The sequence below is a fragment of the Phyllobacterium lublinensis genome, from assembly GCF_020164435.1.
Classification (GTDB): domain Bacteria; phylum Pseudomonadota; class Alphaproteobacteria; order Rhizobiales; family Rhizobiaceae; genus Phyllobacterium; species Phyllobacterium lublinensis.
In genome coordinates this window covers 134,416-157,534 of sequence record NZ_JAIUDQ010000007.1, presented here as the reverse complement: position 1 = coordinate 157,534, position 23,119 = coordinate 134,416, and the positions used below count along the sequence as shown (strand labels likewise).

At 56.1% G+C, this 23,119-nt stretch carries 27 protein-coding genes; 18 read left to right on the top strand and 9 right to left on the bottom strand.

The features are described from left to right. Positions 1–94 precede the first annotated feature (94 nt). Positions 95–1,612: a helicase HerA domain-containing protein gene (locus K9U38_RS11695; RefSeq protein ID WP_224494501.1), complete on the top strand. Its 1,518-nt coding sequence runs from the start codon at positions 95–97 to the stop codon at positions 1,610–1,612. Here K9U38_RS11695 and K9U38_RS11690 read toward each other — a convergent pair whose 3' ends face one another. After that, positions 1,613–2,314, bottom strand: coding sequence for an HAD family hydrolase (locus K9U38_RS11690; protein ID WP_224494500.1), 702 nt, complete (start codon positions 2,312–2,314; stop codon positions 1,613–1,615). A gap of 601 nt (positions 2,315–2,915) precedes the next feature. On the opposite strand from K9U38_RS11690, the gene K9U38_RS11685 reads away from it, so the two are divergent. From K9U38_RS11685 to K9U38_RS11675, 3 genes are all read left to right on the top strand, one after another. Continuing rightward, positions 2,916–3,746 (top strand): transglycosylase SLT domain-containing protein, encoded by an 831-nt coding sequence (locus K9U38_RS11685; protein WP_370631907.1) that lies wholly within the window; start codon positions 2,916–2,918, stop codon positions 3,744–3,746. Between the two features lie 373 nt (positions 3,747–4,119). Next, a complete protein-coding gene (locus K9U38_RS11680; RefSeq protein WP_099998216.1) occupies positions 4,120–4,335 on the top strand; it encodes a cold-shock protein in 216 nt (71 codons plus the stop codon). Between the two features lie 342 nt (positions 4,336–4,677). Beyond that, positions 4,678–5,094 carry a BA14K family protein gene (locus K9U38_RS11675; RefSeq protein WP_224494498.1) on the top strand — a complete coding sequence of 139 codons (417 nt, stop codon included), beginning with the start codon at positions 4,678–4,680 and terminating at the stop codon, positions 5,092–5,094. 45 nt (positions 5,095–5,139) lie between these two features. Here K9U38_RS11675 and K9U38_RS11670 read toward each other — a convergent pair whose 3' ends face one another. The 3 genes from K9U38_RS11670 to K9U38_RS11660 form a co-directional block, all read right to left on the bottom strand. Next, on the bottom strand, positions 5,140–5,781 hold the full coding sequence (locus K9U38_RS11670; protein WP_224494497.1) for an MBL fold metallo-hydrolase: 642 nt from the start codon (positions 5,779–5,781) through the stop codon (positions 5,140–5,142). A 109-nt stretch (positions 5,782–5,890) separates the two neighbouring features. Beyond that, complete coding sequence (locus K9U38_RS11665; protein WP_224494496.1) at positions 5,891–6,202, bottom strand: hypothetical protein; 312 nt, start codon at positions 6,200–6,202, stop codon at positions 5,891–5,893. A gap of 136 nt (positions 6,203–6,338) precedes the next feature. Further along, a complete protein-coding gene (locus K9U38_RS11660) occupies positions 6,339–7,229 on the bottom strand; it encodes a branched-chain amino acid aminotransferase (RefSeq protein ID WP_224494495.1) in 891 nt (296 codons plus the stop codon). A gap of 248 nt (positions 7,230–7,477) precedes the next feature. On the opposite strand from K9U38_RS11660, the gene K9U38_RS11655 reads away from it, so the two are divergent. The 3 genes from K9U38_RS11655 (at position 7,478) to K9U38_RS11645 (ending at position 10,202) form a co-directional block, all read left to right on the top strand. Further along, the gene (locus tag K9U38_RS11655) at positions 7,478–7,981 is read left to right on the top strand and encodes a MarR family winged helix-turn-helix transcriptional regulator (protein WP_224494494.1); all 504 of its coding nucleotides are present in this window, start codon (positions 7,478–7,480) and stop codon (positions 7,979–7,981) included. A 57-nt stretch (positions 7,982–8,038) separates the two neighbouring features. Further along, positions 8,039–8,743, top strand: a complete 705-nt coding sequence (locus K9U38_RS11650; protein WP_224494493.1) for a response regulator — start codon at positions 8,039–8,041, stop codon at positions 8,741–8,743. A 163-nt stretch (positions 8,744–8,906) separates the two neighbouring features. Next, positions 8,907–10,202 carry a sensor histidine kinase gene (locus K9U38_RS11645; RefSeq protein WP_224494537.1) on the top strand — a complete coding sequence of 432 codons (1,296 nt, stop codon included), beginning with the start codon at positions 8,907–8,909 and terminating at the stop codon, positions 10,200–10,202. Positions 10,203–10,223: 21 nt separating this feature from the next. On the opposite strand, the gene K9U38_RS11640 is transcribed toward K9U38_RS11645, so the two are convergent. The 3 genes from K9U38_RS11640 to K9U38_RS11630 form a co-directional block, all read right to left on the bottom strand. After that, complete coding sequence (locus K9U38_RS11640) at positions 10,224–10,559, bottom strand: tRNA-binding protein (RefSeq protein WP_224494492.1); 336 nt, start codon at positions 10,557–10,559, stop codon at positions 10,224–10,226. Between the two features lie 40 nt (positions 10,560–10,599). After that, positions 10,600–11,100 carry a type III secretion system chaperone family protein gene (locus tag K9U38_RS11635; protein WP_224494491.1) on the bottom strand — a complete coding sequence of 167 codons (501 nt, stop codon included), beginning with the start codon at positions 11,098–11,100 and terminating at the stop codon, positions 10,600–10,602. Between the two features lie 489 nt (positions 11,101–11,589). Beyond that, positions 11,590–11,907: an accessory factor UbiK family protein gene (locus K9U38_RS11630; protein WP_224494490.1), complete on the bottom strand. Its 318-nt coding sequence runs from the start codon at positions 11,905–11,907 to the stop codon at positions 11,590–11,592. A gap of 267 nt (positions 11,908–12,174) precedes the next feature. On the opposite strand from K9U38_RS11630, the gene lgt reads away from it, so the two are divergent. From lgt to K9U38_RS11575, 11 genes are all read left to right on the top strand, one after another. Next, complete coding sequence (lgt, locus tag K9U38_RS11625; protein WP_224494489.1) at positions 12,175–13,026, top strand: prolipoprotein diacylglyceryl transferase; 852 nt, start codon at positions 12,175–12,177, stop codon at positions 13,024–13,026. Next, the gene (locus tag K9U38_RS11620; RefSeq protein ID WP_224494488.1) at positions 13,023–14,105 is read left to right on the top strand and encodes a class I SAM-dependent methyltransferase; all 1,083 of its coding nucleotides are present in this window, start codon (positions 13,023–13,025) and stop codon (positions 14,103–14,105) included. Before lgt ends, K9U38_RS11620 begins: the two co-directional genes overlap by 4 nt. A 65-nt stretch (positions 14,106–14,170) precedes the next feature. Continuing rightward, complete coding sequence (gene pgeF / locus K9U38_RS11615; RefSeq protein WP_224494487.1) at positions 14,171–14,962, top strand: peptidoglycan editing factor PgeF; 792 nt, start codon at positions 14,171–14,173, stop codon at positions 14,960–14,962. 3 nt (positions 14,963–14,965) lie between these two features. Further along, a complete protein-coding gene (locus K9U38_RS11610) occupies positions 14,966–16,117 on the top strand; it encodes a M24 family metallopeptidase (protein ID WP_224494486.1) in 1,152 nt (383 codons plus the stop codon). Between the two features lie 33 nt (positions 16,118–16,150). Continuing rightward, positions 16,151–16,840, top strand: coding sequence for a hypothetical protein (locus K9U38_RS11605; RefSeq protein ID WP_224494485.1), 690 nt, complete (start codon positions 16,151–16,153; stop codon positions 16,838–16,840). A gap of 145 nt (positions 16,841–16,985) precedes the next feature. Next, positions 16,986–17,918, top strand: a complete 933-nt coding sequence (locus K9U38_RS11600) for a ribose-phosphate pyrophosphokinase (RefSeq protein WP_106710464.1) — start codon at positions 16,986–16,988, stop codon at positions 17,916–17,918. A gap of 198 nt (positions 17,919–18,116) precedes the next feature. Further along, on the top strand, positions 18,117–18,749 hold the full coding sequence (locus K9U38_RS11595) for a 50S ribosomal protein L25/general stress protein Ctc (RefSeq protein WP_224494484.1): 633 nt from the start codon (positions 18,117–18,119) through the stop codon (positions 18,747–18,749). A 30-nt stretch (positions 18,750–18,779) separates the two neighbouring features. Next, positions 18,780–19,496, top strand: coding sequence for an aminoacyl-tRNA hydrolase (pth, locus tag K9U38_RS11590; RefSeq protein WP_224494483.1), 717 nt, complete (start codon positions 18,780–18,782; stop codon positions 19,494–19,496). Between the two features lie 12 nt (positions 19,497–19,508). After that, a complete protein-coding gene (gene ychF / locus K9U38_RS11585) occupies positions 19,509–20,612 on the top strand; it encodes a redox-regulated ATPase YchF (RefSeq protein ID WP_224494482.1) in 1,104 nt (367 codons plus the stop codon). Between the two features lie 11 nt (positions 20,613–20,623). Beyond that, entirely contained in the window at positions 20,624–21,094 is a 471-nt protein-coding gene (locus tag K9U38_RS11580; protein ID WP_224494481.1) for a MaoC family dehydratase, read from the top strand. After that, positions 21,091–21,564: a MaoC family dehydratase gene (locus K9U38_RS11575; protein ID WP_224494480.1), complete on the top strand. Its 474-nt coding sequence runs from the start codon at positions 21,091–21,093 to the stop codon at positions 21,562–21,564. The genes K9U38_RS11580 and K9U38_RS11575 overlap by 4 nt, the downstream gene beginning before the upstream one ends. Before the next feature lie 10 nt (positions 21,565–21,574). Here the strand turns inward: K9U38_RS11575 and K9U38_RS11570 are convergent, their stop codons facing one another. After that, on the bottom strand, positions 21,575–22,120 hold the full coding sequence (locus tag K9U38_RS11570) for an adenine phosphoribosyltransferase (protein WP_224494479.1): 546 nt from the start codon (positions 22,118–22,120) through the stop codon (positions 21,575–21,577). Between the two features lie 111 nt (positions 22,121–22,231). Further along, positions 22,232–23,098, bottom strand: coding sequence for a cytochrome c1 (locus tag K9U38_RS11565; RefSeq protein WP_224494478.1), 867 nt, complete (start codon positions 23,096–23,098; stop codon positions 22,232–22,234). Positions 23,099–23,119: the final 21 nt, after the last annotated feature.

Below are 23,119 nucleotides of genomic sequence, written 5' to 3'. Positions count from 1 at the left end.
ATGAAGCAACACATCGACTTCTCCTGAGCAACAAAGGGGTGCTAAGGACTCAGCGCGCCGAATGCGCGCAGAATCACGTGGACCTGGAGAACGGATGAAAGTCGATATCGACATGGGGGCGGCGCCAGGCGCGGCGAAGGCCATGCTCGATCTGGAAGAGCTTCTGGCAACACGCCTCCTGGTCCAGGGTAATTCCGGCTCGGGCAAATCGCATCTTTTGCGGCGGCTGCTCGAACAAAGCGCACAATGGGTGCAGCAGTGCGTCATTGATCCCGAGGGAGACTTCGTCACGCTGGCCGACAAGTACGGTCATGTGGTCGTCGATGGCGCTCGTACTGAAAACGAACTCACCCGCATAGCCGCGCGCATCCGCCAGCATCGCGTATCTGTCGTGCTTGATCTTGAAGGGTTAGATGTCGAACAGCAGATGCGCTGTGCCGCGGCCTTTCTCGGAGGTTTGTTCGACGCAGAACGCGATTACTGGTATCCGATGCTGGTCGTGGTCGACGAAGCGCAGCTTTTTGCACCTGCCGTTGCCGGAGAGGTCTCCGACGAGGCGCGAAAACTGTCGCTCGGTGCCATGACCAATCTGATGTGCCGAGGCCGCAAGCGCGGTCTTGCCGGCGTCATTGCCACGCAAAGATTGGCAAAGCTTGCAAAGAACGTTGCGGCCGAGGCGTCCAATTTCCTGATGGGCCGCACCTTCCTCGACATTGACATGGCGCGCGCTTCTGACCTTCTCGGAATGGAGCGGCGCCAGGCGGAGCAATTCCGCGATCTGGCGCGCGGTCATTTCGTGGCCCTCGGCCCAGCACTGTCCCGGCGCCCGTTGCCGGTGACGATCGGTCCGGTGGAGACATCGGCCCGATCATCGAGCCCCAAGCTCACGCCGCTTCCGCAGCCCGGCGAGGATGCGCACGATCTGATTTTCACGCCCACGCCGGAGGAACGCCGTGCCATCGTCCGCCGCACACCCCCGCCACCCACACCGACGCCTACGGCGGACATTCTCAACCAGCTTTCGCAGGCAGGAACGATATCCCAGGTTGAAATGCCCGCGCCGACACTTTTTCCAGAAATCGACCAGGCGGAACGCAACAGTCTGATCGAGAGCGTCTTGTATGAGATGCTCAGCGATCCAGACGCGTCCTTCCGCACAGACGCTGTCCTCTACCAGGATTTTCTGGTTCGTTGTCGTATCCGACGTGTACCGGGCGAAGCGCTGGCGTTACCCGATTTTCGCCGCAAACTGGCCGTGGCTCGAGCCGGAATTGATGGCGAAACAGCTCAAAGCGAACCCTGGCAACAGGCGCTGGAATTGTCCAAGACCCTGCCGGACGATGTCCAGGGTGTGTTTTTCATTGTGGCGCAGGCTGCGGTTACACATAATCCCTGCCCTACGGACGCAACCTTGGCTCGCGCTTACGGCACTCATTCGGCCCGCCGCGCCCGACGGCTACTTACCTACTTTGAAGAACAGGGGTTGATTGTCGTGCGCACCGATTTTACCGGCAATCGTATTGTCGCATTTCCGGATCTTGGCTGCGAAACTGCCGCTGGCGATCCAAATGGCCCCGACGAAAGCGGGCAGGAACAGCACGCGGCCGAGTAGTCAGCCAATTTCCGCGAGCAATGGCAGCAATTCTCCCAGATGGTCGATCTGCCTGAACCGCTGCTCGGTCACCGGCGCTTCGACGTGCTCGAGCACCCAGGTCAATTCGTGTGGCACAAAGATTCCCCAGCCGCCTGCCTCAATCGCAGGAACCACATCGGATTTCAATGAGTTCCCGACCATGACCGCACGTTCCGGCCCGTCGCCGTGTCGGTTGAAAACGCGCTTATATGTCTCTTGGTCCTTGGTACTGACAATCTCGACGGCATCAAAGAAATCACCGAGACCCGACTGGGCCAGTTTACGTTCCTGATCGAACAGATCTCCCTTCGTGATGAGTACAAGCCGGTACTGATCGGCCACCTGCTCCAGCGTTTCCCTTACGTGGGGTAGCGTTTCAACCGGATGACGCAGCATTTCGCGACCTGCGGCGAGGATCTCTGCAATGACCGACGTCGGGAGCTGCCCCTCGGTAACTTCGACCGCCGTTTCGATCAGTGAAAGCGTAAATCCCTTGGTGCCAAAACCGTAGAGATCAAGGTTGCGTTTTTCGATGGCAAGCAATCGGTCTGACAGATTGTCGACATTGGCATGCGCCGACAACAAATCGGCAAAATGCTTTTCGGAGGCTCGGAAGAATTGTTCGTTCTGCCAGAGCGTGTCGTCCGCATCGAAGCCCAGCGTCGTAATTCTTGAAGGCATGTCAGCAGCGCCCCTCGCCGATAATTCTGTAGCCGGCATTGCGAGCCTCGCATGCATTGCCGAAAGATCGAACGGACTCGCCGCGGCGTGCGCACACCGGTTCGTATTGCTGTGTGCACATGCTGGGAGCAACCGGGTCCATGGGTCGGTCTGGTCCTTTGTTCCAGCCAGCTCCGGGCCTAGTACCGCGATTACTGCACTCTCCAGTGCCGATAATGCGATAGCCTCGTGAGCGTGCTTCGCAAGCATTGCCGAAGGTCTGACGTACCGATCCATGAACACCACATACAGGCGCATATTCTCGCGTACAGAGTTGGGGATTGGGCGGTTGCTGACGGCTGGGAGCGGACTCGTCCGAGACCGTACAACCAGCGATAAGTGCTGCCGCTGCGATCAGCATGCCGCATGTCCGGAAGTTTGCTGTCTTCACTTGCATGACCACCCCCCTTCATTCAAGCGTTACGCAATCCAATCAAAAATTGGAATCAGTGCACCTGAACCTCTTACCAGAATTAAGGCTGTGGTTTATGCCTGTATACGGGTTAAGGGGGATGATAACAGAGTGACTCGGCTCAGACAGCTCAGTTTGATCGTAACGTTTTTGATTCTGCCCTCCTTTGACGGCTGGTCAGCAGACAATCCGTCCGTTTCTACGCCAGTCACGCCGCCAACGCCAACCGTCGGTCAAATATGTGCAGCCATAGCCACCCACGCCGATGGTCATGGCGTTCCGCGCGATTTCTTTGCCAGACTGATCTGGAAAGAAAGCCGCTTTGATGTTGAGGCAACCAGCCCGGTCGGCGCGCAGGGTATAGCCCAGTTCATGCCCGGAACCGCCAAAGAGCGAAAACTCGATGACCCGTTCGATTTCACCAAGGCACTGCCCGCTTCTGCAGCGCTTCTGAAAGACCTGCGCAAATCCTTTGGCAATTGGGGCCTGGCGGCCGCAGCCTATAATGCCGGCCCAACAAGGGTGGCAAATTGGCTATCGAGTGGAGGCTTCCTTCCTTTGGAAACGGAAGAGTATGTCCTCGACATAACCGGGCAAGCGGCCGACGATTTTGCCACGGGCACGGAAATCAACGCACGGCCTCTCAACGCAAAGCTGAGCTTTGATGCGGCATGCCGTCAGCTGCCGATCGTCCGTTTTGAAACGATTGCCATGTCTCAGATCAAGCCCAAGCCGTGGGGTATCCAGATTGCAGGCAATTTCCGCCGTGCGGCGGCCGTCGGTCAGCTTCAGCGGCTGCGCCGAAGTTTTCCAGCAATTCTCAACACGCATGAACCCGTCATCAGTCGCAAGCGCTCGGCCATGGGGCGCCGCGGTATCTATGCCGTGCGCATCGGTGCAGACAGCCGCAGCGAAGCCAATCAGATCTGTGCCAAGCTGCATGACGCCGGAGGCGCATGTATCGTGCTGCGCAATCGATAGCAGCCACTTCCTACCCGGACATCCCAAGGCACCCCGAACACCGGAGCGACAGGAACCTTCTACCTACAAGTATCTAAGTTGCGCAGCTGTTCGATATAATCGTCTAAACTGCAGAAAAACTTTTGCTTGCCAAAAAACACTTATTCTAGCAGTCTCAAAGCGTTCGGGCATTTGCGAACACTGGAAGACTGGAAGAACGGCGCGCCGGAACCGCAAGAATACCGGGTCGGGAGCAATCCCGGCAATGATCGGCTCCTTTCCTGAATTCGAGAACTGCCTGCATGACTTCCGCCGAACGTAGACTACAGAAGGCGGCACTACCAATCCCGCAAACCCGGAGGGGGACGCGGTAAGTAAGGAAAAGGAACGAAGCATGGCACAGACCGGTACGGTCAAATTCTTCAACAGTGAAAAAGGCTTTGGCTTTATCAAGCCGGACGACGGCGCAGCGGACATTTTCGTGCATATCTCCGCAGTTCAAGCGTCTGGTCTAACAGGTCTCGCAGACAATCAGAAGGTTTCCTTCGATACCGAGCCTGACCGTCGTGGCAAGGGCCCCAAGGCCGTCAACATTTCGGTCACTGAATAATTCTGGCAGTTGAAACTGCCCAAGATCCCCGGCAATGCCGGGGGTTTTGAACTCTGAACCACCTCGCGGCAAGGCTCAGCCTTTTCTGCCGCGAAGCGGGAGCGTTTGCAGTTCTGCAAGCGACTGGTTCGCGCCACGCTCCCGCCTTGGATTTGCTGATATTCAATGTATCTATTGCGCGTTGACCGGCCGTGAAGCGATTCCTGTGGCTTCCGTTCAGCTTGCATTCATGCGGCAATGGATAAAACAGGCATCACGGCTGGCGCTCCCAACTGTTCGTCCAGCCAACACGACACGGCGAGGCAAAAAGGCTTCACCAAGGATGCTTCAAGGAGGCACAAAATGAACAAAGGCACCAAGATTGCCATTCTAGCAACCGCCGCGCTGGCAACGGTCATGGTACCTCTTGCCTCGGCATCCGCCGACTCCTGGCGTGGCAATCGGTACTATCGCCACCATCACAACAACAACAACGGCGATGCTTGGGCAGCGGGAGCAGTCGGACTTGCGGCCGGCGCGTTGCTTGGCACCGCGCTCGCCCAGCCCAGGGAGCCCGAAGTGATCTATCGTGACTATGACGACGGTTACTATCGTCGCCCGGTTCAGGTTTATCAGGAAGCACCCCGCTATTATGGCGGCGCCCAGCCCTGGTCGCGCGAATGGTACCGTTATTGTTCCGATCGTTATCGCTCGTTCAATCCCGAAACCGGCACATACCGCGGTTATGATGGACGCGATCATTTCTGCAATGCCAACTGATCGAACAAGAAACCGCCGGTAACCCGGCGGTTTTTTCTTCTTCTGTCATGTCAAGAACGGGTTGGAGCGGCGCTCTTCGCCAAAACGGCCTCCAGGACCGTGCCCGCATATGAAGCCAATATCGTCCCCGAGTGGCAAGAGCTTCGTCTTGATGGAATTGATCAAGGCAGCATGATCCCCACCCGGCAGATCCGTCCGCCCGACCGAACCGTTGAACAGCACGTCCCCTACATGGGCGAATTTCGCTGCACGATTGAAATAGACGACGTGCCCCGGCGCATGCCCCGGACAATGCAGCACTTCGAACACATGTGATCCGAACGACACTTGGTCACCATCGTTCAACCACCGGTCCGGTGTACAATTGCGCACCTTGTCAGTAACGCCGTATTGCGCGGCCTTTGCCTCTATACTGTCCAATAGAAAGCGATCTGCCTCATGCGGTCCGATGATGTCGACCGCCAGTGCGTCCTTCATGTCCATCGCCCCGGCTGCATGGTCGATATGCCCATGCGTGATCCAGATGGCTTCTATGACAATGCCATTTGACTTGATCGCGTTCAGCACTTGATCGTTGTCCCCACCAGGATCAATGAGAACTCCATGCTTGTCGTCGCTGTCGAAAAGTATTGTGCAGTTCTGCTGAAAGGCCGTGACAGGAATAATACCGGCCTGCAATTGTCCCATGTTACGCTCGTCCTGATTCCTCGGTTTGCTCAACCCACGTTAGTGCAATGAGTACCCAAATGAAAAGGGCGGCCACAAGGACCGCCCTGTAAAATTCCATGCCTTGAAATCAGGTCCTGGCCATCGAATTCTTGATGGCGCCTATGATAGCCGTCAAAATCAGGCCACCAACGCCGCTTCCGGCGACCTGGCCAATGATCGAGCCGAGGTCCAGCCCGGATGATGCTGCAGCGTTCGCTACCATCTCGGCACCACCAGCGCCGAGGAATTGCGTCAGATATCCGCCTATAAGTCCACCAATACCGCCGGCAACTGTATTGCCCGTCGTGCCAAGGCTCAGGTTCTTGAGTAGTCCGCCGACAATATTGCCGCCGACACCACCTGAAATAAGCTGGATAATGATAGGAAGAAGCGCTTCCATGATTGACACCCCGTCAACGTTTCAAGCCAGACTCATGCCTGACAATTGTCATGATGACTAAGTTTTAAGCAATGTCAAACAACTTGATACCTCTACTACGAGGTATCAAACACTATTTTGATTCCTACTTTAGGGTTTATTCGGCGGATACTTTCTTTGGCATTACTTCTGCAGCATAATCATTCATCAAGTTGATGGCAATTTCGCCAACCGTGAAGCGATGCGGGCCAATCTCGGAAACAGGCGTAACTTCCGCCGCTGTACCGGTCAGGAAACATTGTTCGAAACTGTCCAGTTCCTCCGGCATGATGGCGCGCTCGACGACTTCATATCCACGACGCCTCGCAAGATCGATCACCGTCCGCCTTGTAATACCGTCGAGGAAGCAATCGGGTATTGGGGTGTGAATGACCCCGTCCTTGACGAAGAACACATTTGCCCCTGTCGCTTCTGCAACTTGTCCGCGCCAGTCAAGCATAAGTGCGTCCGCATAGCCCTTTGCCTCCGCCGCATGCTTGGAGATCGTGCAGATCATGTAGAGACCCGCTGCTTTCGATTTCGACGGGGCTGTTCTAGGATCCGGACGGCGATATTCAGCAAGATCCAGTCGAATGCCCTTGCGCTTTTGCGCAGGATCAAAATAGCTCGGCCACTGCCAGATGGCGATCGCAACATTGATCTTGTTGGCTTGCGCTGCCACACCCATCGACTCGCTGCCCCGCCATGCGACCGGGCGAACGTAAGCGTCCTGAAAGCCTTGCTTGGCTAACAGCTTGCGGCAGGCGTCGTTTAGTTCTTCCACAGAGTACGGGATCGTGAACCCCAGGATCTTCGCCGATTCATGCAACCTTTCCGTGTGTTCGTTCAGCTTGAAAATCTCACCGCCATAGGCTCGCTCACCTTCAAATACCGCACTTGCATAGTGCAGGCCGTGGGTCAGCACATGAACCTTCGCATCGGCCCAGCGAACGAATTCGCCGTTTACCCAGATGTAACCTTCAAGCTGATCAAATGGAACGGATGCCATGTTTTCCTCCAGGCGTTTGATTCCTGATAATTTGCGGGTTTTTAGGATCGCGCCAACTGGTCCCGTTTGCCAATTGGTGTACCATCGCCCACGAAGCAATAGGCGTTTCGATGAGGAAAATGTCCCAGAAACACGTATTGGCTTTTCGTTTAATACAAAATGTGGCCAACAGCTTGCCAAAAATTATCAGCAGTCTAAAATTAAGTCAACAAGACTGACATAATTTTCACCAAGAGCGGGAATCCTGCATGAAATCTTATACACCAAATCGGCATATCGAGACAGCCCTGACGAAAAATGATGCCAGTGAACTGGATATCATCGAGCTGTTCTTCTTCGCCTATCGCGACTTCACTGCCGATCCTGATCTCATTCTGGAGAAGCTGACTTTCGGCCGAGCCCACCATCGCGTTCTCTATTTTATCAACCGCAAGCCGGGCATGACGGTCGCCGAATTGCTCGAGGTCTTGCAGATTACGAAGCAAAGTCTGGCAAGGGTGCTTAAGCAGTTGATCGACACAGGCCACGTCGTCCAGATCCCCGGCCCCCGTGACCGGCGGCAACGGGAACTTTACCCGACATTGAAGGGACGGGAACTGGCGCTCGAACTTGCGGCACCGCAATCACGCCGTATTACGAGTGCATTGGAGCAGATCGGTCTCTCCGATCGAACGGTCGTAGAGCATTTCCTCAAGGCGATGGTGAATCCGGGGCAATGGCAACAGATCGACAGCTTGCCAAAGGCAGGGTAGAAACGCACCAGAAACCCGCGCAGCGGGCACCAAGGCCACAAAAGAAAAGGAACGAAATTGGTGAGCGACGAAACCACGCTTTCAGACGATGCACCGCACCTGCTGATAGTCGACGATGACACCCGAATTCGAAATCTGCTGTCCCAATATCTTACGGGCAGCGGCTTTCGCATTACGGTTGCCGCCAATGCGGATGAGGCACGAAGGAAGCTCGCCGGGATCGATTACGATCTTCTTATCCTGGACGTGATGATGCCTGGCGAGAGCGGTGTCGCTCTGACGCAGTCCCTGCGCCAGGAAAAAAACGTACCCATCCTGATGTTGACTGCCCTGTCGGAGACTGACAGCCGCATTGCAGGTCTCGAAGCGGGCGCGGATGATTATTTACCCAAACCCTTCGACCCGCGTGAGTTGATCCTTCGCATCAACAATATCCTGCGTCGGGGTGCTCCCGCCTCCCAGGCGAAGATCGAGCAGATTGTGTTTGGCCCCTACACCTTCGTCATTGCCAAACGTGAACTCAAGCGCTCGGGCGAAATGATCCGGCTGACGGACCGGGAGCAGGACATCATGGCGATCTTTGCTGCTCGTGCAGGTGAAACCGTGCCTCGCCATGAATTGACGGGCCAGGAGGGAGACGTTGGGGAACGTACCATTGACGTTCAGATCAACCGTCTCCGGCGCAAAATCGAAAATGACCCCGCCAACCCGGTTTGGTTGCAGACGGTGCGCGGCGTGGGCTATAAATTGAGCGTGGAGTAGCCACCCTCTCTCAACGTATTCAAATGCGTGAGCGGATACTTATCAGATGGCACCGACCGACACCGCAAAACGCGCATTGGCAGTCAGGAAGCGCCATTGGCGGCGTAAGCGAAGCACCCTACTTGGTCCATGGCGCAAGTTCACGCGATGGCTTGCGCACTGGATGCCGAAGCGGCTCTACGCCCGATCGTTGATCATCATCATCGCGCCAATGGTGCTCCTACAATCCGTCATCGCATTTGTCTTCATGGAACGGCATTGGCAAACGGTAACACAGCGCCTGTCGACGGCAGTCGTGCGTGATATCGCCGGTATCATTGATCTGATGGACACATATCCCCAGGATCAAGGGTATGAAAACCTGATCCGGATTTCTCGAGAACGATTGGCGCTCAACATTTCAATCCTACCGGCCGATCCCCTGCCCGCGCCGGGTCCCAAGCCATTCTTTTCCATACTCGACAGTATATTGAGCGAGGAGATCACCAAACAGATCAACCGCCCCTTCTGGATTGACACGATTGGCGATTCCGACCTGGTTGAAATTCGCATTCAGCTTGAGGACAAGGTGCTGCGCGTCTTTGCACGCCGCAGCCAGGCCTATGCATCCAACACGCTGATTTTTCTCGTTTGGATGGCGGGATCGGCATTGGTCCTACTGGCCATCGCAATCCTTTTCCTGCGAAACCAGATAAAGCCGATCCAACAGTTGGCCAGCGCCGCCGACAGTTTCGGCAAAGGCCGCGCACCCCCGCCCGATTTCAAGCCGCGTGGCGCCGAAGAGGTTCGAAGGGCAGGAGCCGCTTTCATCGTCATGCGGGAACGAATCGAACGCCAGATTGAGCAACGCACCACCATGTTGAGCGGGGTCAGCCACGATCTGCGCACCATCCTCACACGCTTCAAGCTCCAACTCGCCCTGGTTGGTAACAAGGTCGACACTGAAGCGATGGAGCAGGATATTGAGGATATGCAGTCAATGCTGGAAGGCTATCTGGCCTTCGCTCGCAGTGAGGCAGAGGAAGAAACGGGCACGTTCAATCTGGAGCGGTTCTTTGCGAAACTCAAAGAGGAAGGCACGCTGCTCGAACGTGGTTTCGTATCGAGCATCCGCGGCGAACCAGAGATCCATGTCCGGCCCAATGCTTTTTCCCGCCTGATATCCAACCTGGTGTCGAATTCGTTTCGTTACGCGAAAAACGTCTCCGTGACTGCAGAGCACCGGGAGGGCTGGCTGACAATCACGATCGATGATGACGGACCCGGCATACCCAAGGAAATGCGCGACGAGGTGTTCAAACCGTTCTTCCGACTCGACGAAGCCCGCAACCAGGATGCAGGCGGCACCGGTCTCGGCCTTGCAATTGCACTCGATATAGCTCGTAGCCATGGGGGTGATATTACGCTCGACGCCAGCCCGCCCGGCGGACTGAGGGCAGTCGTTCGAATTCCGGCTTGAGCCCGAACAATATTGCTGGGACTAGAACAGCTTGCCGCCATTGGGCACGGGCTTGCTGACAGCCGCCAGGACGACAGCGCCCTCCTCGTCGGGAAACCCGAGTGTCAGGACCTCTGACATGAATGGGCCGATCTGGCGCGGCGGGAAGTTTACGACAGCCATGACCTGGCGCCCCTTAAGCTCTTCCAGACTATAGTGCTTGGTGATTTGTGCGGATGATTTTTTGATGCCGATTTCAGGCCCGAAGTCGATTTTCAACTTGAAGGCCGGTTTGCGCGCTTCGGGAAAAGCTTCCGCGTCGACGACGGTGCCGACACGGATATCCACTTTCTCAAAATCATCGAAACTGATGGCCATTGTCTCAATCCGCTGATCGGAGCCTGTCAACTGCGCCGGGTCAGGCTGACCCTACCGTTTCGAACAGAATGCTGTCCAGCGATTCGCGGGCGGTCGATCCCGACCAGACGACAAACTGAAACGCCTGGAAATATGTCTCGCAGGCATCGAGTGCACTCGAGAGCAGCACCTCAACCTGCTTGCTCGTCGGCTCTGCCCCGCCCGACAGCAACAGCGACTGGCGATACATGACAGCGCCCTCCTGCCGCCAGAGATCGAAATGCCCCATCAGCAATTGTTCATTGATCAGCGAGAGCAGGCGCATGACTTCGTTGACGCGCGGCTCGCTGACGGCAATATCGAAAGCACAGGCCAAATGCAGCGCCTCGAAATCTTCCATCCACGAGAACGAAATCTGGTAGTCAGTCCAGTTGCCTTCAACGGTGATGGCAATTTCATCTTCTCCGGTGCGCTCAAAAGCCCATTCATTGGTGTGGGCCACATGCTCAATCACATCCACCGGATGCAAATCACGCGCAATTTCTATTTCCAGAAGGCTCATCGCCATTACCTGCTAAATCGAATTTCATATGAACGCTGCGGGAGCACAGCGCACCCACCCGAAAGACACCAAACACTTGAAAACCCGCCGACAGGAAGAACGCGCCGGCCGGATCGCGGTTACGAAACCTTGTAAACCGCGGCACGACCGTTGAAACGAATCATGCTGTAATTTCAGTGTATTGATGCTGAGTCTGAGCGCCAGCCCCCTTTTGGTGTAATGGCAAGAATGGATGTGGACAGATGCTGTCAAAAAGATTCACGACCTGCCTTTAACTGACTCTAAGACAACGATTTTCGGCGGTTTCCACCTGTTGATAAATTCTTAAGATTTATTTTGGGGAAAATGGAAATCGGGCTCCAAGAAGCGAGAAGCACTCGAAAGAAATTGCAGCAACAGGGAACGTCGCTGTTGGAGTATCGCCAAAATACAAAAACCCATCGACTCGTTACCGGTCGATGGGCTCGCTTCATTCGATGATTGTCGAAATCAATCCTTCTTGGCCCGCCCTGCGGCCGACCCCGATTTGGCAGGCTTGCCCGCCGCGTCCTTTTGGCCGACAAGAGCCTCCAAAGCCTCTATCCGAGCCAGAAGTGCAGTATTTTCTGCCCGGGCCCGGATGGCCATTTCGCGCACGGCTTCGAAATCCTCGCGTTGCACGACGTCCATGGTGTTCAGCAACCGTTCTGCCTGACCACGGAACGCCGTTTCAACTTCTCGGCGCATGCCCTGGGCTGCTCCAGCTGCGTCGGTTACAAGCTTTGCCAGTTCATCAAGTACGCGGTTCGATGATGATCCGTTAGTCATGGCGAATACCTCCTCTGCTGCACTGTGCGCTCCCTGGCGCCCTAAGCACGCAGCAGCACCTTGATTGTCGCATCAACCGTTAAAACCAACCCTCGATTTTGAGATCATGCGCTGGTTTCACAATCAAATAATCGTCGCACGAGGCGATTGCAAGCAAGTTGGACCATTGGGCAGCCTGCGCGCAAATGTTACCGGGAACATAACTTGACGGTCCGCATGCCCTCGCGCATGGTCCGCCAACATTCGATCCTAATCTGGAGTGTTTTTGTGGGCGAATTCCTTGTTCCGACTTTTGCTGCGATCGCATTTCCTGACATTGATCCCGTGATATTTTCTATCGGGCCGTTCTCGGTCCATTGGTACGGCCTGGGTTATGTTGCCGGCATTCTGTTTGCATGGTGGTACGCCAAGAAACTCATCAGCAAGCCCCGGCTTTGGGCAAACAACACGCCCCCGATGAAACCCGCTGATCTTGATGATTTCGTACTCTGGGCGGCGCTGGGTGTCGTCCTGGGCGGACGCCTGGGCTACATTCTGTTTTATGACTTCGACCGATATCTGGCCAATCCGCTTGATATTTTCAAAGTTTGGGAAGGCGGCATGTCCTTCCACGGCGGTTTCCTTGGAACGGCAGCGGCGATGATGCTTTTTGCAAGGTCGCGCAGGATCAACGTCTACAGCATGTTTGACACCATTGCGGCTGGCGTGCCGATCGGACTCGGACTGGTCCGGATCGCCAATTTCATCAATAGCGAACTTTGGGGACGGCCGACCGATGTTGCCTGGGGCATCGTCTTTCCAACAGGAGGTCCCTTCGTACGCCATCCTAGCCAGCTTTATGAGGCGGCTCTTGAGGGCATCGTCCTGTTCACGATATTGGCGATTTTGATCTTTTACGGCCGCAAGCTGAAAAGCCCGCGCTACATCAGTGGAGCGTTTGTCGCGCTTTATGGCCTTTCACGAATGTTCGTCGAATTTTTCCGCGAACCGGACGCACAGCTCGGCTATCTTTACGACGGCTGGTTGACGATGGGAATGATCCTTTCAATTCCCATGGTGCTTGTGGGCCTCGGCTTCGTATTGTCCGCTCGCAACCCGGAAGTAGCAACAGGACGATGAACCTGAAGCAACGCATAATGCGCCAGATTGAGGCGGCAGGTCCAATCAGCGTTGCCGAATACATGGCGATGTGCCTCTTCGACTGCGATGCAGGCTATTACACAACGCAAGAGCCTTTCGGCAAGGATGGCGATTTCATTACAGCTCCAGAGGTCAGCCAGATGTTTGGGGAACTCATTGGCGTATGGTGCGTCGGAGCGTGGCGGGACCTTGGCTCTCCAGACAAGTTCATACTTTGCGAAATGGGCCCTGGACGCGGCACGCTCATGCAAGATCTCATCCGGGCCGCGAGCAAGCTCGCCCCGGATTTCATTGCTGCCGCAAGAATCCACATGGTTGAGATCAGCGAGCGTTTGACCGACATCCAGCAGGCAACGCTTGATGCGCACAGGCATGCGATCGCATGGAGCAAACAGTTTTCTGACATCGAGCACGGCCCGCTCATTCTCGTCGCAAACGAGCTTTTCGACGCCATTCCCACGCGCCAATATGTAAAAACAAGTGACGGCTTCGTCGAACGCATGCTTGCACTCGACAACGATAAAAACCTGGTTTTTGTTGGGGGTTCTGCCCGGATCGACCGAGCCCTGCTGCCGCCAGCCAGCGACGACGCGCCTGAAGGGAGTATCTTCGAAATATCTCCCGCGCGCAGTGCTTTGATGCAGGATATAGCGAGACGTATCCACGATGACAGGGGTGCGGCCCTGCTTTTCGACTATGGCCATTTGCAACAGGGCTTTGGTGACACCCTGCAAGCGTTGAGCAAACATGCTTCGGTCGATGTGCTGCACATTCCTGGTGCCGCCGATCTGACAACCCACGTTGATTTCTACAGCCTCGCCCAGGCCGCCCGCGCGGAAGGTTGCAAGACCAGTGCAAAAACCCAGGGTGAATTTTTGATTGCGATGGGTTTGCTGGATCGCGCCGGAGTGCTCGGACGGGACAAATCACAAGCCATGCAAAATCAGATCCGCGCCGATGTTGAACGACTTGCCGGTCCCGATCAGATGGGTACGCTGTTCAAGACGCTTTGCGTGACCGACCCCGCGACCCACATTTTTCCCTTCGAAGCGAAATGAAAATTCAGGCAATTGACTTCATCCGATTGCTCAACCACCATCCGCAGCCTTGAAAGGCATCCGGCATGATCACGTCCGACAAACCAGTACCACTGCATTCCTCCCTGTTGGGTTCCCCAGAAACGAATCGGATCGCACACGGCTTTTTCACTCGCCACGGCGGCGTTTCGGACGGAATCTATCGTGGTCTGAACGTTGGCAGCGGTTCGAACGACAATCAGGACCACGTCAAGGAGAACCGACGGCGCGTCGCGGAATCACTCGGTGCACCGTTATCGCACCTTGTAACCGTCCATCAGGTCCATTCTCCCGATGTGGTCACCGTCACAGCTCCATTCGCTGGCGCAAGGCCTGACGCCGATGCCATCGTAACGGCAACGCCAGGTATCGTGGTTGGCGCTCTTTCTGCCGATTGCGGTCCAATTTTGTTCGCCGACAACGAGGCCAAAGTGGTCGGCGCTGCCCATGCTGGCTGGAAGGGCGCTATTGGCGGCGTGCTTGAAAATACAGTTGACGCAATGATCGCCCTCGGCGCCCGGCGTGATCGCATCCAGGCCGTCCTTGGCCCCACGATCGGCCCCGACAACTACGAGGTGGGCGGTGAGTTTTACAATCAGTTTGTTGGCACTGATCCTGCCTACAAGGATTACTTCCGCGACTCGGTCAAGGATGGCCACAAGATGTTCGATCTGTGGGCCTTCATCATCACGCGGCTTGAGCGGGCAGGCGTGAACGCCTCATCGCTTGAACGATGCACCTATGCCGATGAGGATCAGTTTTTCTCCTATCGGCGAACGACGCATCGCAAGGAACCGGACTACGGCCGCCAGATTTCGGCGATCACCATCATGGAGTAACGTATGGCCCTTCATTTCGAACCGGAAGAATTTGCCGCCCGCCGTGACCGGCTGTTGATGGTGATGGCCGAGCAGAAGTTGGATGCAATTCTGCTGTTTGCTCAGGAGAGCATGTATTGGCTGACCGGCTACGATACTTTCGGCTTTTGTTTCTTCCAGTGCCTTGTCGTCAAGGCCGATGGCAGCAACGTCCTGATGACCCGCTCTGCCGACTTACGGCAGGCGCGCCAGACCTCGAACATCGAAAACATCATCGTCTGGGCTGATCGTGACAACGCAAATCCTGCAGCAGACTTACGAGAGCTCCTGAACGATCTCGATCTGCTAGGTTGCCGTATCGGTATCGAGTACCAAACCCACGGCTTGACCGCCGCCAACGGCCGAAAACTTGACGAGCAGCTCACGGCCTTTGGTCAACTCGTTGATATCTCTGGTATAGTTGACAAGCTTCGTGTTCTGAAGAGCCCGGCAGAGATCGTGTACTGTCGACGGGCCGCAGAGCTGAGTGACGAAGCTCTCAGTGCAGGGTTGAAGCTGATCAAGGCTGGAGCAGACGAAGGCGCGATACTCGCGGCCATGCAATCCGCGATTTTTTCCGGCGGGGGCGACTATCCGGCCAATGAGTTCATCATCGGTTCGGGTGAAGATGCCCTTCTATGCCGCTACAAGTCCGGCCGCCGCAAGCTGACCAAGAACGATCAGCTGACGCTCGAATGGTCCGGGGTTTACCGGCACTATCACGCCCCCATGATGCGAACCGTGTTGACTGGAAAGGCGTCAAAACGCCATCAGGAGCTTTACGAGGCAGCCCATGAGGCGCTGCATGAGGTTGAGGCTGCGATGACGCCGGCCTCTACTTTCGGGGATGTGTTCGAAGCACATTCCAAGGTGATGGAAGCGCATGAGTTGACCCGCCATCGCCTCAATGCGTGCGGATATTCCGTCGGTGCCCGCTTTACGCCATCGTGGATGGACATGCCGATGTTTTATTCCGGCAACCCCGAACGGATACAGCCCGATATGACCCTGTTTGCTCATATGATCATCATGGATTCCGATACTGGCACGGCCATGACTTTGGGGCGCACATATCTCACGACCAACGGCGAGGCAGAGACGCTTTCCCGCCAACCTCTTGACTTGATCGTAAAATAAAACTTTTGTCTGCTTTCTTAAGCGGACTAACAGATGGCTCATGACGGGGTTTGGCTGAAGATGAAGTCGCGTAACTCACTGACATGTGCAGTCGCATTGCTGATGGCGTTGGCGCTCGGGGCATGCAACAGCTCGGAAGCCCCGATGGGCGTCGCCAAAACTGATCTGCAGAACAGCCAGAACGCATCAGGAGCGCCGACAAATCCCGGCACAGCAACAACGCCCGGAACACCTTCCACGGCGACCGGAGCCCCTGCAACCGCCGCGCCAAGCAGCGCGCCTGCGGTCCAGACAGCGGGCGGCGCCACATCCGGACCCAACCAGGCAGGTGCACCCGCCGCACCGGGCTCCCCCCGCACAGCGAAATTGCGTTTTGCACCCATTGTCGGAGCCCCCATCGCAGCGGCAACGCCGCTTTCACAACGGTTGTCTGCACTTGCAAAGGCAAAGGGCATTACACTGGGCACCTCCGCCGACACGGACAACACCCACATCATGAAGGGATATTTCTCCGCCCTTCCCGACGGCAACCAGACAACGATCATATATGTCTGGGACGTCCTCGATCCTGCTGGAACACGCCTTCATCGCATACAGGGCCAGGAAAAGGTGCCAGGCGGCGGAACGGACCCGTGGAACTCGGTGCCTCCCAAGGTCATGGAAGGCATTGCCGACAAGGCGATCGATGGCTATCTGGCGTGGGTGTCAGGCGCCAAGACGTGACATATTTACGCGTTTTGTGCGATATTGCGGTTGAAATACGCTTGAATCTAGCTAGCCCGCTTGCAATGTGCGTCAAGCGCAGTAAAAGGCCCGCCATATCCTTAACTTAACTGACGCTCTGAAAAAGACGTGAGGAAAATACGGCATGAAACTCTTCGCGGGCAATTCCAATCGTGTTCTCGCCGAATCTGTTGCCAAGTATCTCAATATTCCCCTCGGAAAGGCCAGCGTTCGACGTTTCGCTGACCAGGAGATCTTTGTCGAAATTCAGGAGAATGTCCGCGGCGAAGACGTCTTTGTCATGCAGTCGACGTCATTTCCGGCAAATGATCACCTGATGGAATTGCTCATCATGATCGATGCGTTCCGCAGGTCCTCGGCAAAACGCATCACGGCCGTTCTCCCCTATTTCGGCTATGCCCGCCAGGACCGAAAGCCAGGTCCCCGCACTCCGATTTCCGCAAAGCTCGTGGCCAATCTGATTACTGAGGCGGGTGCAAACCGCGTGCTGACGCTCGACCTGCACGCGGGGCAGATCCAGGGCTTCTTCGATATTCCAACTGACAATCTTTATGCAGTTCCCGTTATCGCGCGTGACGTTCGCGCGCATTATGGGACGTCGAACGTCATGGTCGTTTCGCCGGACGTCGGCGGTGTTGTCCGCGCCCGGTCACTGGCAAAGCGCATTGATGCGCAGCTCGCCATCGTCGACAAACGTCGTGATCGTCCGGGCGAATCGGAAGTCATGAATGTCATCGGTGATGTTCGTGGCAAGGACTGTCTGCTTTTCGATGACATCGTCGACTCGGGCGGCACGCTCTGCAACGCTGCCGAGGCACTGCTTGCAAAGGGCGCCACGAGCGTAACCGCTTATATCACGCATGGCGTTCTTTCCGGGGGCGCTGTTACCCGTATCACCAGTTCCAAGCTGAAGGAGCTTGTGATCACGGACTCAATCCAGCCTACGCCGGCAATCGAAGCAGCACACAATATCCGGGTACTATCGATATCCGATCTGATTGGTGAGGCGGTTTCGCGCACTGCGTCAGAAGAATCCGTTTCAAGCCTGTTCGACTGACAGTCCAAGCCGGTTGAACCGGCACCGGTCAAGCAACTTGCACAATAACTGTCTTTCCGTTATAGAGCCGCCATCCGCGTAGACACCCTTGGAGGCAACGCGGAATGGGGCGGTCAGGTTGGGCCGCTTCATGTTTTTTGGACAGCCAACGTTTGGCATCAAGAAACACTCCAGATTTGAACCTCGAAAGGAAATGCCATGAGCGAAGCATACGAGCTCAAGGCCGAGGCGCGCGAACGGGTTGGTAAGGGGTCCGCCCGGGAAATTCGCCGCAACGGTAAAGTGCCAGCAGTCATCTATGGTGACAAGCAGGCACCAGTGTCGATTACCCTCGACTACAAGACGCTGTACTACAAGATTCACGGCGGCGGCTTCAAGACGACGATCGCCAACATCCTCTTGGATGGCAAGTCGATTCAGGTCCTGCCCAAGGACTTCCAGCTTGATCCGGTTACCGACAGGCCGGTACACGTCGACTTCCTGCGCATTTCGGCCAAGTCGGTCGTGAACGTGCATGTGCCGATCCACTTCCACAATGAAGACGCATCGCCAGGCATCAAGCGCGGCGGCGTTCTCAATATCGTTCGTCACGACGTTGAGCTTCATGCGCCAGCAAATGCTATCCCGGACGCGATCGACATTGATCTGACGGGATTGCAGATCGGTGACTCGGTACACATTTCCGCCGTTACCCTGCCAAAGGGTGTGACTCCGGTCATCCAGGATCGCGATTTCACGATCGCCACGATTGTGGGCCATGCTGTAGACGTTGCGGAAACCACTGAAGCTGCTGCGGAAACCACCGAAACCGAAGCAAAAGACGGCGAGTAATCGTCTCTGCGACTATTGGGAGCGAGGCACGTGCTGCTTATTGCTGGTCTTGGCAATCCAGGCTCCCAATATGCTGCAAACCGGCACAATATCGGTTTTATGGCGGCGGATGAAATACACCGCCGCCATAATCTTTCACCGTGGACCAGGAAGTTTCAGGCACTCATTGCCGATGGCATGATTGACGGTGAAAAGACGATCCTGATCAAGCCCCAGACTTTCATGAACCTGTCGGGCCAATCGGTTGGCGAAGCGATGCGCTTCTACAAACTTTCCGTTGCTGACCTTGTCGTGATCTATGACGAACTTGACCTGCCTGCAGGCAAGATGCGGATGAAAACAGGCGGCGGTTCGGGCGGTCACAACGGCATCAAATCCATTGATGCTCATTGCGGCAAGGAGTATCGCCGCATTCGCCTCGGCATCGGCCATCCCGGTGTCAAGGAGATGGTGTCCAATCATGTGCTGGGCAATTTTGCGAAAGCGGATAGTGCCTGGCTGGAACCCCTGCTGGACGCGGTCGCGGCCAATGCCGGTCTGCTGGTGAAAAAAGACGATGCCGGCTTTATGAATCGTGTTGCGCTGGCAATGGGCAAGGAGCCGCGCGACACAGCGCAAAAGCCAGTTGCAAAACCGGCCGCTCAAAGCCATATCCGCCAGGCAAGGCCCCAAAAGCCGACCGTCAACATACCGAAATCTGGCCCCATGGCCGACATGCTGAACAAACTTTTCGGCAAGAAAGAATAAGGATCGCTCATTATGGGTTTCAAATGCGGCATTGTTGGCCTGCCCAATGTTGGTAAATCAACACTCTTCAACGCACTGACCAAGACGGCCGCAGCCCAGGCCGCCAACTATCCCTTCTGCACGATCGAGCCGAATACAGGCGAGGTTGCCGTGCCCGACCCACGTCTTTACGCCATTGCCAAGATTGGCAAGTCGGCCAATATCGTGCCAACGCGCATCAGCTTCGTCGATATTGCCGGCCTGGTGCGCGGTGCGTCCAAGGGCGAAGGTCTCGGCAATCAATTTCTTGCCAATATCCGCGAAGTTGACGCCGTGGTGCACGTGCTTCGCTGCTTCGAAGATGACGACATCACCCATGTCGAAGGTCGGATCGATCCGGTTTCGGACGCCGAGACCGTCGAGACCGAGTTGATGCTGTCCGATCTTGAAAGCCTTGAACGGCGCATCGTTCAGTTCCGCAAGCGCGCCAGCAGCAAGGACAAGGAAGCGCTCACTGTGCTGCCTGTCATGGAACAGGCCCTGGCACTGTTGCAGGATGGCAAGCCGGTCCGGTTCATGCTGAACGGGATTGCTCCCGAGGAACTTCTGATCCTGCAGGGCCTCAATCTCTTGACGTCAAAGCCCGTGCTATATGTCTGCAATGTGGCTGAAGCCGATGCAGCGACCGGCAACGAATACACCGAGGAAGTCGAGGAAATGGCGACCAACCAGGGCGCCGAAACTGTGACCATCTCGGCTGCTATTGAAGCGGAAGTGGCTCAACTGCCCGACGAGGAAGCGAAGGAATACCTGGACGCCATGAACTTGGACGAACCGGGTCTCGATCGGCTCATCCGAGCCGGCTACAAGCTGCTCCACCTCATTACCTATTTTACCGTCGGCCCGAAGGAAGCACGCGCATGGACCGTCGAGCGCGGTTCCCGGGCACCGCAGGCCGCTGGCGTCATCCACACGGATTTCGAACGGGGCTTCATCCGCGCCCAGACGATTGCTTATAATGACTACGTCAAGCTTGGCGGCGAAGTAGCTGCCAAGGAAGCCGGTAAGGCGCGCGACGAAGGCAAGGAGTATGTCGTGCAGGATGGTGACATTATGCTGTTCAGATTTAATACATAACTGGTTTGATCATGAGCGACCATTTTCCCCGGTATGCATATGAGGATTTTACCATAGGTAGCGAGTGGTCGCTCGGATCCAAATTGGTAACTGCCGAGGAGATTATTGCTTTCGCGAGCGTGTTCGATCCACAGCCATTTCATCTCGATGAGGCTGTGGGCAAATCGAGCATACTCGGCGGCCTTGCGGCGTCTGGTTGGCACACCGCATCCATGTTCATGCGTATGTTCTGCGATGCCTATCTGCTCGATTCAACGTCCCAAGGGGCACCTGGCGTAGATTACGTCAAATGGAAGCGCCCAGTCCTTGCAGGCGACACGTTGACGGGCAAGACGACAATCCTGGACCAGCGGACATCCCGGTCGAAACCCTCTCTGGGTTTTGTAAAGATGCATCATGACCTCTTCAATCAGCATGCCCAATTGGTCTGCGAATTGGAGCACACCGCCATGTTTTCCCTGCGCGAGCCCATCGAGCCATGAACAGCATCAAGCAGCAGATTGGCGTAGAGCAGGACCTGGGCACGCACACCTTCTCAGCCGAAGAGATCGTTGGCTTCGCTACCAGGTATGATCCCCAGCGCTTTCATGTGGATCCCGAGGCGGCAGCAAAGAGCAACTTTGGCGCGCTTTGCGCCTCTGGCTGGCATACCACTGCCGTGTGGATGCGCTTGAACGTCGAGGACATAAAATCTCAGGTCCAGCAGGCTATCGTTCGTGGTGAAACTCCTCCGCAATTTGGCCCCTCCCCTGGATTCGAAAATCTGAAGTGGCTCAAGCCGGTCTATGCTGGCGATACGGTCCGCTTCACGCGCACACTCAAAGCTGTTCGTGCACTACAGTCGCGGCCCGGTTGGTCGATGATGCAGATGTCGTCTGCAGCATACAATCAGACTGGCGATAAAGTCCTGGAGTTCGACAGCGCAGCCCTTGTGGCTTTGCCTGATAGCTAGAGCCAAGGCTCTAGTGGCCCTCGAAGGCGACCAAAGTACGGACGTCCACACCAAGTGATTCCAGCTTCTTCCTGCCGCCGAGGTCAGGCAAGTCGATCATGAAACAGGCACTGACAATGTCGGCGCCCATCTGCTGCAACAGCTTGACGGCGGCTTCTGCCGTCCCACCCGTTGCGATAAGGTCGTCCACCAGAATGACCTTGTCGCCAGGCGCAATCGCATCGCGGTGCATCTCCATCTCGTCCACACCGTATTCAAGACTGTAGGCGATGCGCACTGTATCGTGCGGCAACTTGCCCTTCTTGCGTATCGGTACAAATCCCGACGAAAGCTGGTGCGCCATGGCCCCGCCGATTATGAAACCACGGGCCTCGATCCCAGCGACCTGATCCACCTTGCCGCCTGCGAAAGGGTGCACCAGTTCATCAACAGCACGGCGAAACGCACGCGCATTACCAAGGAGCGTCGTGATATCGCGGAACATCACACCCGGCTTGGGGTAATCGGGAATGTTGCGAATGGCATCGACGAGGGTCTGCCTCAGGGTGGATTCCATTTCGTCGCTCCTTCGTGCCGCTGCAGGTCCCGCAATCTAGCGTCCCTGCAGCTCAAAAGAAAAGGGCGCCGTGCGCCCTCTCCGGTTCAGTATTCTGGAAACGATCCGAGCTCAGTGCTCGACGTCAGACCAGATCCGGCGCTTGGCAACGTAAACCAGGCCGGCGAAAAGAACGAGGAACACCATGACGCGGAAACCCGTCTTCTTGCGGTCTTCCAGGTGGGGCTCGGCAGCCCACATCAGAAATGCGGAAATGTCCTTCGAATATTGGTCCAGCGTCTGGGGAGAACCGTCATCATAGGTCACCTGGCCGTCCTGCAGCGGCTGCGCCATCGCAAGCGACTTGGCGGCAATGAAGTACGGGTTGTAGTGCGTTCCCTCTGGAATCTGCATCCCTTCCGGCGGCGTTTCACCGAAACCAGTCAGAAGCGCATGGATGTAATCGGGGCCACCCTCCTGATACTGCGTGAAGATGTCAGCCAGGAAAAGCGGGAAGCCGCGCTCGACCGCACGCGCCTTGGCGATCAGGGAAAAGTCTGGCGGTACGGCCCCGCCATTGGCCGCAGCAGCCGCCTGGGCGTTGGCATAGGGCGACGGGAAATGATCGGCTGGGATGGCTTTGCGATTGACAATTTCACCATCGGCGTTGGGCGCATCCGGCACTTCATATTCTGCAGCAAATGCCTTCACCTGCGCTTCCGTATAGCCAAGCTCCTCCAGGGAGCGAAAGGCAACCAGGTTCATGGAATGGCAGGCCGAACATACCTCTTTATATATTTTGAGGCCGCGCTGCAGCTGCTGTTTGTCGTAGTGGCCGAATGGACCTGCAAATGTCCAGTCGAGTTCAGCCGGCTTCTTGATCGGAAAATGCGTCGGCTCGGCAGCATTGTGACCTTCTTCCTCAGCGGCATAAGCGCCGCCAAATGCCAACAATGTTCCAAGACCAGCGGCTGCGAGACCGAGGAGGATTTTTTTCATGGGGAAGTCCTTTGAGCCCTT